This is a genomic window from Vibrio sp. 10N.261.52.A1 (genome assembly GCF_002876325.1).
In the GTDB taxonomy this organism is placed as follows: domain Bacteria; phylum Pseudomonadota; class Gammaproteobacteria; order Enterobacterales; family Vibrionaceae; genus Vibrio; species Vibrio chagasii.
Window position 1 is genome coordinate 1 of record NZ_MCYD01000912.1, and the last position, 8277, is coordinate 8277.

The 8277-nt window shown below is 45.5% G+C and carries 10 protein-coding genes; 9 read left to right on the plus strand and 1 reads right to left on the minus strand.

Annotated features, from left to right (window positions below; translation table 11 throughout):
- The 7 genes from rmuC to tatC form a co-directional block, all read left to right on the plus strand.
- Nucleotides 1-656, plus strand: a 656-nt coding sequence (rmuC, locus tag BCT81_RS19680; RefSeq protein ID WP_133152664.1) for a DNA recombination protein RmuC, incomplete at its 5' end; no start/stop codon positions are given.
- Nucleotides 657-721: 65 nt separating this feature from the next.
- Nucleotides 722-1501 (plus strand): bifunctional demethylmenaquinone methyltransferase/2-methoxy-6-polyprenyl-1,4-benzoquinol methylase UbiE, encoded by a 780-nt coding sequence (gene ubiE / locus BCT81_RS19685; RefSeq protein WP_032554326.1) that lies wholly within the window; start codon nt 722-724, stop codon nt 1499-1501.
- A 102-nt stretch (nt 1502-1603) separates the two neighbouring features.
- Nucleotides 1604-2209: an SCP2 domain-containing protein gene (locus tag BCT81_RS19690; protein WP_004740977.1), complete on the plus strand. Its 606-nt coding sequence runs from the start codon at nt 1604-1606 to the stop codon at nt 2207-2209.
- A complete protein-coding gene (gene ubiB, locus BCT81_RS19695) occupies nt 2206-3840 on the plus strand; it encodes a ubiquinone biosynthesis regulatory protein kinase UbiB (RefSeq protein WP_102425552.1) in 1635 nt (544 codons plus the stop codon). Before BCT81_RS19690 ends, ubiB begins: the two co-directional genes overlap by 4 nt.
- Before the next feature lie 53 nt (nt 3841-3893).
- On the plus strand, nt 3894-4136 hold the full coding sequence (gene tatA / locus BCT81_RS19700) for a Sec-independent protein translocase subunit TatA (protein ID WP_008218506.1): 243 nt from the start codon (nt 3894-3896) through the stop codon (nt 4134-4136).
- A gap of 3 nt (nt 4137-4139) precedes the next feature.
- Entirely contained in the window at nt 4140-4547 is a 408-nt protein-coding gene (gene tatB, locus BCT81_RS19705; protein ID WP_061033095.1) for a Sec-independent protein translocase protein TatB, read from the plus strand.
- A gap of 66 nt (nt 4548-4613) precedes the next feature.
- Nucleotides 4614-5366: a twin-arginine translocase subunit TatC gene (gene tatC / locus BCT81_RS19710; protein WP_102425553.1), complete on the plus strand. Its 753-nt coding sequence runs from the start codon at nt 4614-4616 to the stop codon at nt 5364-5366.
- Between the two features lie 287 nt (nt 5367-5653).
- Here tatC and BCT81_RS19715 read toward each other — a convergent pair whose 3' ends face one another.
- Entirely contained in the window at nt 5654-6415 is a 762-nt protein-coding gene (locus BCT81_RS19715) for a TatD family hydrolase (RefSeq protein ID WP_102425554.1), read from the minus strand.
- A 208-nt stretch (nt 6416-6623) separates the two neighbouring features.
- On the opposite strand from BCT81_RS19715, the gene hemB reads away from it, so the two are divergent.
- Entirely contained in the window at nt 6624-7667 is a 1044-nt protein-coding gene (gene hemB, locus BCT81_RS19720) for a porphobilinogen synthase (RefSeq protein WP_004741486.1), read from the plus strand.
- 77 nt (nt 7668-7744) lie between these two features.
- Entirely contained in the window at nt 7745-8185 is a 441-nt protein-coding gene (locus tag BCT81_RS19725; protein WP_102425555.1) for a GNAT family N-acetyltransferase, read from the plus strand.
- The last annotated feature ends 92 nt before the right edge of the window (nt 8186-8277 follow it).

Below are 8277 nucleotides of genomic sequence, written 5' to 3' on the forward strand. Positions count from 1 at the left end.
CACAAGATAAGCAAGTGGTGGTCGATTCTAAAATGGCGTTGGTTGCTTTTGAGCGCTACTTCAATGCCGAAACCGATCAGCAGCGTGATGCCGCATTACGTGATCACTTGGTCTCACTGAGAGCGCACATCAAAGGCCTGAGCCAGAAGGATTATCATCAGCTTAAAGGCATCCAAAGCTTGGATTACGTACTGATGTTTATTCCCGTTGAACCTGCATTCCAAGTGGCGATTCAAGCTGACCCTAGCTTGGTGAAAGACGCGATGGAGCAAAACATCATCTTGGTCAGTCCAACTACTTTGCTGGTGGCACTGCGTACCATTGATAACTTGTGGCGCAATGAAAGGCAAAACCAGAACGCTCAGGTGATTGCCGAACGCGCGAGCAAGCTTTACGACAAGCTACGCCTGTTTGTCGATGATATGGAAGGTCTTGGCAGCTCGCTAGATAGGGCCAATCAAAGCTACCAAGGCGCGATGAACAAGCTAGTAACAGGTCGAGGCAACGTGATTCGTCAGGCGGAAAGCTTCAAGCAATTAGGTGTTGAGGTGAAGAAACCTATCTCTATTGGTTTGGCAGAAATGGCGCAAAATGAGGCTTTTTCAGAAAATGCCCCCTTAGTAGAAAGACAACCCGCTGAGGATAAAGTAAACTAATCGGCCGCAGCGCCTCTAAACACAGAGTGTGCTGTCGATGAGAACTTACCATGGTAGATAACAGCATTATGGACACAAGCGTGCAGACAAATTCAGCAGTAGAGTCAGAAACCACACACTTTGGTTTCGAAACAGTCGCGAAAGACGAAAAAGTCGCGAAAGTAGCAGAGGTATTTCACTCTGTAGCCGCTAAATACGACATCATGAATGACTTAATGTCGGGTGGTGTTCACCGTTTGTGGAAACGATTCACGATTGATTGCAGTGGCGTTCGCCCTGGTCAGCGTATTCTAGACCTTGGTGGTGGTACTGGTGACCTGACGGCGAAATTCTCGCGTATCGTTGGTGAAAAAGGCCACGTAGTTCTTGCTGATATCAACAATTCAATGCTGAATGTTGGCCGCGATAAGCTGCGTGATAGCGGTATTGTTGGCAACGTACATTACGTACAAGCGAACGCTGAAGAGTTGCCTTTCCCAGACAACTACTTCGATTGCATTACTATCAGCTTCTGTCTGCGTAACGTAACCGATAAAGATAAAGCACTTCGTTCTATGTACCGCGTGCTTAAGCCGGGTGGGCGTCTATTGGTTCTAGAGTTTTCTAAGCCAGTGCTTGAGCCGCTTTCTAAAGTGTACGATGCGTACTCATTCCACCTATTGCCAAAAATGGGTGAGTTGATTGCTAACGATGCAGACAGCTACCGTTACCTTGCAGAATCTATCCGCATGCACCCAGACCAAGAAACGCTGGAAGGCATGATGCAAGAAGCGGGTTTTGAGAATACGAAGTACTACAATCTAACGGGCGGCATTGTTGCGCTGCACCGAGGTTACAAGTTCTAGTTGAACTTGGTAGCAAGCGCTTTGAGCGTGTTAGATAGAAAATAAGAATAAAGATAGAACGGATAGGTTAAGGCTTATCCGTTTTCAAAGGTAAGGACAGTCATGCCATTTGATCCATTGGTAACCGCGGTTATTGAAACCTCTTTGAATACGCTAGTAAACGATGATCCAGCACTGGTTCGTCGTTTGTCTCGTTTAAAAGGGCAGATCATTCAAGTCAATTTGAAAGAGTTGAATAAAACACTTACGTTCGTTTTTAGCCAACAAATTGATGTGTTGTCAGAATACGAAGGGCAACCTGATTGCTACTTATCTTTGAATCTATCTGTATTGCCAGAACTCCGTGAACAATCGAATATTACTAAGCTTATCAAGCAAGATAAGCTGATTTTGGAAGGTGATATTCAGTTGGCACAGAAGTTTTCTCAGCTGATGACAGACTGCAAACCCGACTTGGAAGAGTGGTTGTCTCGCGTGACAGGTGATGTGGTAGCTCATACCTTGGTACAAGGCGTTAAGAACGTTGGTGGCCTTGTGGCAAAGCAGGCAACAAAACATCAGAATCACTTCGCTCAGGTTCTGACTGAAGAGTGGAAAATTGCTCCTGCGCCATTAGAGGTGGCACATTTTTGCGATCAGGTTGATGACGTAAAAAGCTCAGCTGCACGCCTTGAAGCTAAGTTGAACGCTCTGTTGGAGAAAGCATGACCCCAACAGAACTGAAACGTCTTTATCATATTATCAAGGTACAGTTGGAATATGGCCTTGATGAACTGATGCCAGAGCACCAATTGACCAAAGCGCCTTTGTTGGCGAGAAAGTCACTGTTTTGGATTAAGAACAAGCACAAAGATAAAGAGTTAGGGCATCGTCTACGTCTGGCTTTGCAAGAGCTAGGGCCAGTGTGGATTAAGTTTGGACAGATGATGTCGACACGGCGTGATCTGTTTCCTCCTCATATCGCTGATCAGTTGGCACTTTTGCAAGACCAGGTGGCGCCGTTTGATGGTGAATTGGCTAAGCAAGATATGGAGAAGGCACTGGGTGGCAGTTTAGACAACTGGTTTACTGACTTCGATATTACACCGCTTGCTTCAGCGTCTATTGCTCAGGTGCATACCGCGAAGTTAAAAGAGAACGGCCGAGAGGTAGTTCTGAAGGTAATTCGACCAGATATTCGCCCGGTGATTGATGCAGATCTAAAACTGATGCATCGAATGGCGAGTATAGTCGCTAAGTCGCTTCCTGAAGCACGTCGTTTAAGACCGGTAGAGGTAGTTCACGAGTACGAAAAAACCTTACTTGATGAATTGGACCTACGCCGAGAGGCTGCAAATGCCATTCAACTGCGTCGTAATTTTGAAGGCAGCGAAGAGTTATACGTTCCTGAGGTGATTCCTGATTTAAGCAGCGAAACCTTGATGGTATCAGAGCGTATTTACGGTATTCAGGTATCAGATGTTGAGACCTTAAAAGCCAACGGCACCAACATGAAACTGCTGGCGGAACGTGGTGTGACAGTATTTTTCACCCAAGTGTTCCGAGACAGCTTTTTCCATGCCGACATGCACCCGGGGAACGTCTTCGTTAACCCTGAGAATCCTGACAACCCTCAGTGGATTGGCCTCGATTGTGGCATTGTCGGCACACTCAACAGTGAAGATAAGCGTTATTTAGCTGAAAACTTGCTGGCTTTCTTCAACCGAGATTATCGTAAAGTCGCAGAACTGCACGTTGATTCGGGCTGGGTACCGCACGATACCAATGTGAACGATTTCGAGTTCGCGATCCGCATGGTGTGTGAGCCGATCTTTGCCAAGCCACTGGGTGAGATCTCATTTGGCCATGTGTTGCTAAACTTATTTAATACAGCAAGACGTTTCAACATGGAGGTTCAGCCTCAGTTGGTACTTCTGCAGAAGACCTTGTTGTATGTTGAAGGGTTAGGTCGTCAGTTGTATCCACAACTCGACTTGTGGGAAACAGCAAAGCCTTTCCTTGAAACTTGGATGATGAATCAGGTGGGGCCGCAAGCTGTGATTAACGCAGTGAAAGAGCGAGCGCCATTCTGGGCAGAAAAACTGCCAGAGCTGCCAGAGTTACTTTATGACAGCTTGCGCCAAGGTAAAGCGATGAACCACAGAATGGATCAGCTTTACCAAGGTTACCGAGAGAGTAAGCGTCAGCAAGCAACTGGAAAGTTTTTGTTTGGCGTTGGAGCCACTTTAGTCGTATGCTCCGCAATATTAGTTTCAAGCCCTTATGAGCAGCTATCTATGGGCTGTGGCATCGCAGGTGTCACATTTTGGCTGCTTAGTTGGCGAGCTTACCGTCGTTAGACAGTAGACTCTCTTTATATTTTTTTGTGTAGACAGACCCGAGGACAATGACAATGGGTGGTATCAGTATTTGGCAACTTCTAATCATTGCTGTAATTGTAATTTTGCTATTCGGAACGAAGAAACTGCGCGGTATGGGTGGTGACTTAGGTTCAGCGGTTAAAGGCTTCAAGAAAGCAATGAGCGATGATGAAAAGCCTGCAGATAAGAAAGACGCAGACTTCGAACCAAAGAATATTGAACAGCAGAAGACAGAAGCGACTGCTGAAACAAAGAAAGACAAAGAGCAGGCGTAAATCGTGTTTGATATCGGTTTTTGGGAACTGGTATTAATATCTGTCGTTGGGTTAGTGGTTCTAGGGCCTGAGCGTTTGCCTGTAGCAATTCGCAGTGTATCCAAGTTTGTGGGTGCGGCGAAAAGTATGGCAAACAGTGTGAAAGATGAACTTTCTCACGAGCTTAAGGTGCAAGAGCTACAAGAAAATCTACGCAAGGCGGAACAAATGGGTATGGAAGATTTATCTCCAGACCTTAAAGCGTCAGTCGATGAACTCAAGCAGGCCGCTGCTGAAGTTCAACGTCCATACGCTAAGCCTGAGTCTGATAAGCCAAGTGAGACTAAACCTAGTGTCACGGAAACTGTGGAATCTGAAACCATTCAGGTGAACAGTGAAGCTTCAGCACCGTCAGATAAGAAAGCCGAATAGTCTCGCAAGGAGGGGTCGCCAGGTACATGCGGCTCCTTTTCGATCTTCCTGTTTAAGAGGTTTGAAATGTCTTCGACTGAGCAGACACAGCCTTTAATTAGTCACCTTCTAGAACTCCGCAATCGACTACTACGTTCGATTCTTGCCGTTTTAGTCGTGTTTATCGGGCTAATTTATTTTGCTAATGATATTTATGAATTCGTATCAGCACCTTTGGTAGATCGTCTACCTGAAGGGGCGACGATGATCGCAACCGATGTTGCATCGCCATTTTTCACACCTTTAAAACTAACGTTAATTGCTGCTGTGTTTGTTGCGGTGCCGTTTATTTTGTATCAGGTGTGGGCTTTTGTGGCTCCGGGTTTATACAAGCATGAGAAGCGCTTGATCATGCCACTTTTGGCTTCAAGTTCTCTGTTGTTTTACTGTGGTGTGGCGTTTGCTTACTTCGTGGTATTCCCATTGGTATTCAGCTTCTTTACGGCTATCTCGTTAGGGCAGGTAGAGTTTGCGACGGACATATCGAGTTATCTTGATTTTGTACTCGCACTGTTCTTTGCTTTTGGTATTGCCTTTGAAGTACCAGTGGCGATTATCTTGTTGTGTTGGACGGGTGCAACGACACCTAAAGCGCTAGCCGAGAAGCGCCCTTACATTGTCGTGGGTGCTTTTATTATCGGTATGATGCTGACACCACCAGATATGATTTCTCAAACACTGTTGGCGATTCCAATGTGTATCCTGTTTGAGATCGGTCTGTTCTTCGCTCGCTTTTATGTGCGTAAGCCTGATGCTGATGAAGAAGAAGCGGAATCGTAAGTCAGAGCTCTGCAGCAAAAATCAAAGAATAAAAAAAGCGGCCCTAGGCCGCTTTTTTATTCTTCTTCGTTATCGAATTTTCAACTGATAGCCACAGTTCTGACATACATAGAGCTCTTTAATGCCCAAGATTTTATGCCATAGAGTTCGATGCTGACGTTGTAAGTATTGTGAGTGGTCACACATTATTAACTACCTCTATATGCAGGCGGTTGATAATATACATGTCACCCTGTTTTAACAAATGAATTTTATTGAAAACAATAGAAATTGGTTATCTACATTATTTATAAATTAAACAATGACTTAGCGTTGTCTGTTGTCATTTTTTCAACTTCTTCTAGAGTGATGCCTCTTAGGTCTGCAATGCGCTTTGCGACTAGCTCTGTGTACGCAGGTTCATTGCGTTTACCACGGTTTGGCGCTGGCGCTAAGTAAGGGCAGTCTGTTTCTAAGATAACGAAGTCCATATCTAGGTGTGGTATCACCTTATCCATACCTGAATTCTTAAAGGTCGAAACACCCCCTAAACCAAGGTGGAAGCCGAGCGTATTGATCGCTTGAGCTTCTTCTAGGCTGCTGCCAAAGCAGTGAAATACACCACGTAAGCTGCCGTCTTGTTCTTGTTTTAGCAGAGTCAGGGTCTCTTCTATTGAATCGCGAGTGTGGATCACCACTGGCAGGTCGAGCTCTTTTGCCCACTGCAGTTGGGTAACGAAAGCCATCTCTTGTTCAGCTTTAAAGGTTTTATCCCAGTAGAGATCGATACCGATTTCACCCACTGCGATAAAGTCGCGTTTATCGAACCAAGCGCGAATGGTCTTTAGTGTTTCTTCAATATTTCCATCTACATAACAAGGATGTAAGCCCATCATTGAACGACATACTTCCGGAAATTGAGCTTCCGTTGCTAGCATTGGCTCGATAGATTCTAAGTCAATATTTGGTAGTAGAATCGTATCAATACCTTGAGCCAGTGCGCGCTGCACTACCTGTTCGCGGTCTTCATCGAATTCGCTAGCGTAAATATGAGCATGGGTGTCGATCATTGTTTTGTCCTGAATGCGGTCTTTACTGAGTTGCCATGAGTATACGGCAGTGTGAGGAGAAGGTCATTTTTTGCCATTTCTCCCTGTTTTTGAGTGGGTTTTATATTTTACTGCTAGCGTCCTGAGCCATCAGTGATATGCTTTTGCCTGTATTTAGCACTTTTCATATCTAAGTATTTCGGTACTTAGACTAGGCAAGGAGAATCTAGTGTCTGTTTCAATTCAAGGTCAATTCCCAGGTCGCCGTATGCGCCGTATGCGTAAGCACGACTTTAGCCGTCGCCTAATGGCAGAAAATCAATTGTCTGTGGATGATCTAATCTACCCAATGTTTATCCTAATGGGTAAAGACCGCCGCGAGCCTGTAGAGTCTATGCCGGGTGTTGAACGCCTGTCGATCGACCTTATGCTTGAGGAAGCGGATTACCTTTCTAAATTGGGTGTTCCTGCGATTGCTCTGTTCCCAGTCGTGAACCAAGATGCTAAAAGCTTATGCGCGGCTGAAGCCCATAACTCTGAAGGCTTGGTTCAGCGTGCTGTACGCTCACTAAAAGAACATGTGCCGAACATTGGCGTTATCACAGATGTCGCACTAGACCCGTTCACCACTCATGGCCAAGATGGCATCATCGATGAAGATGGTTACGTGATGAATGATGAGACAACAGAAGTGCTGATCAAACAGGCACTGTCTCACGCTGAAGCGGGTGCTGACGTGGTTGCTCCATCGGATATGATGGATGGCCGTATCGGTAAGATTCGTGAAGCGCTAGAAGAAGCGGGTCATATTCACACTCAAATCATGGCGTACTCTGCGAAATACGCGTCGTGCTACTACGGCCCATTCCGTGATGCTGTCGGCAGTGCGTCTAACCTGAAAGGTGGTAACAAGAAGAACTACCAGATGGATCCTGCAAACAGTGATGAAGCCATTCACGAAGTCGCTATGGATCTTAACGAAGGTGCGGACATGGTGATGGTGAAACCAGGCATGCCTTACCTAGATATCGTGCGCCGCGTGAAGCATGAGCTGCAAGCTCCGACGTATGCATACCAAGTGTCTGGCGAATACGCGATGCACAAAGCGGCGATTCAAAACGGCTGGCTGAAAGAGCGCGATACAGTTATGGAATCACTACTGTGCTTTAAGCGTGCTGGTGCGGATGGCATCCTAACTTACTTTGCTAAAGATGTCGCTGAGTGGCTAGCTGAAGACAATGCAAAGGCCGCAGAGCACCTAAGAGAAAAGTAACGACTTTAGGTTAAGCTAAAAGAGTATTTAAAGGGTTGGCCGTCGTGCCAACCCTTTCGTTTATGAGGGGGGAAAGTATGTCAGTCATCGTACGTGAAGGCTCACTGGAAGAAGTGGTTTCGGTTGTTGAGCAGATTGACGAGTTTGCTCAAAAAGAGAGTGTGGCTTCTCTTTCACAACGCTTATCAGGCAAAAAGAGTTTGATTTTAGTCGCGGAAGAAGCGGGCGTGCTACTGGGTTTTAAGATCGGCTATGAATTGGAACCGAACACTTTTTACAGTTGGTTTGGTGGTGTATCGCCGCTCGCTAGAAACAAAGGAGTCGCACAGGCTCAATTAGATGTGCAAGAACAGTGGGTGAAACAACAAGGCTACCAACAACTCAAAGTGAAATCGCGTAATCAGTTTCCTGCTATGCTGCGCCTATTACTGAGGAATGGTTACCAAATCGAAAAACTGGAAGAAAAAGAGGATATTCGAGAGCATCGTATTCATTTCGTGAAGCAACTATTGGCATAAGTAACGTCTCGAATTCGTGGCATTAATCAGTCAAATGAAATTAAATGAGATTTATTATCATTTAGTGGTTGACTATTAAATGAGAATCATTA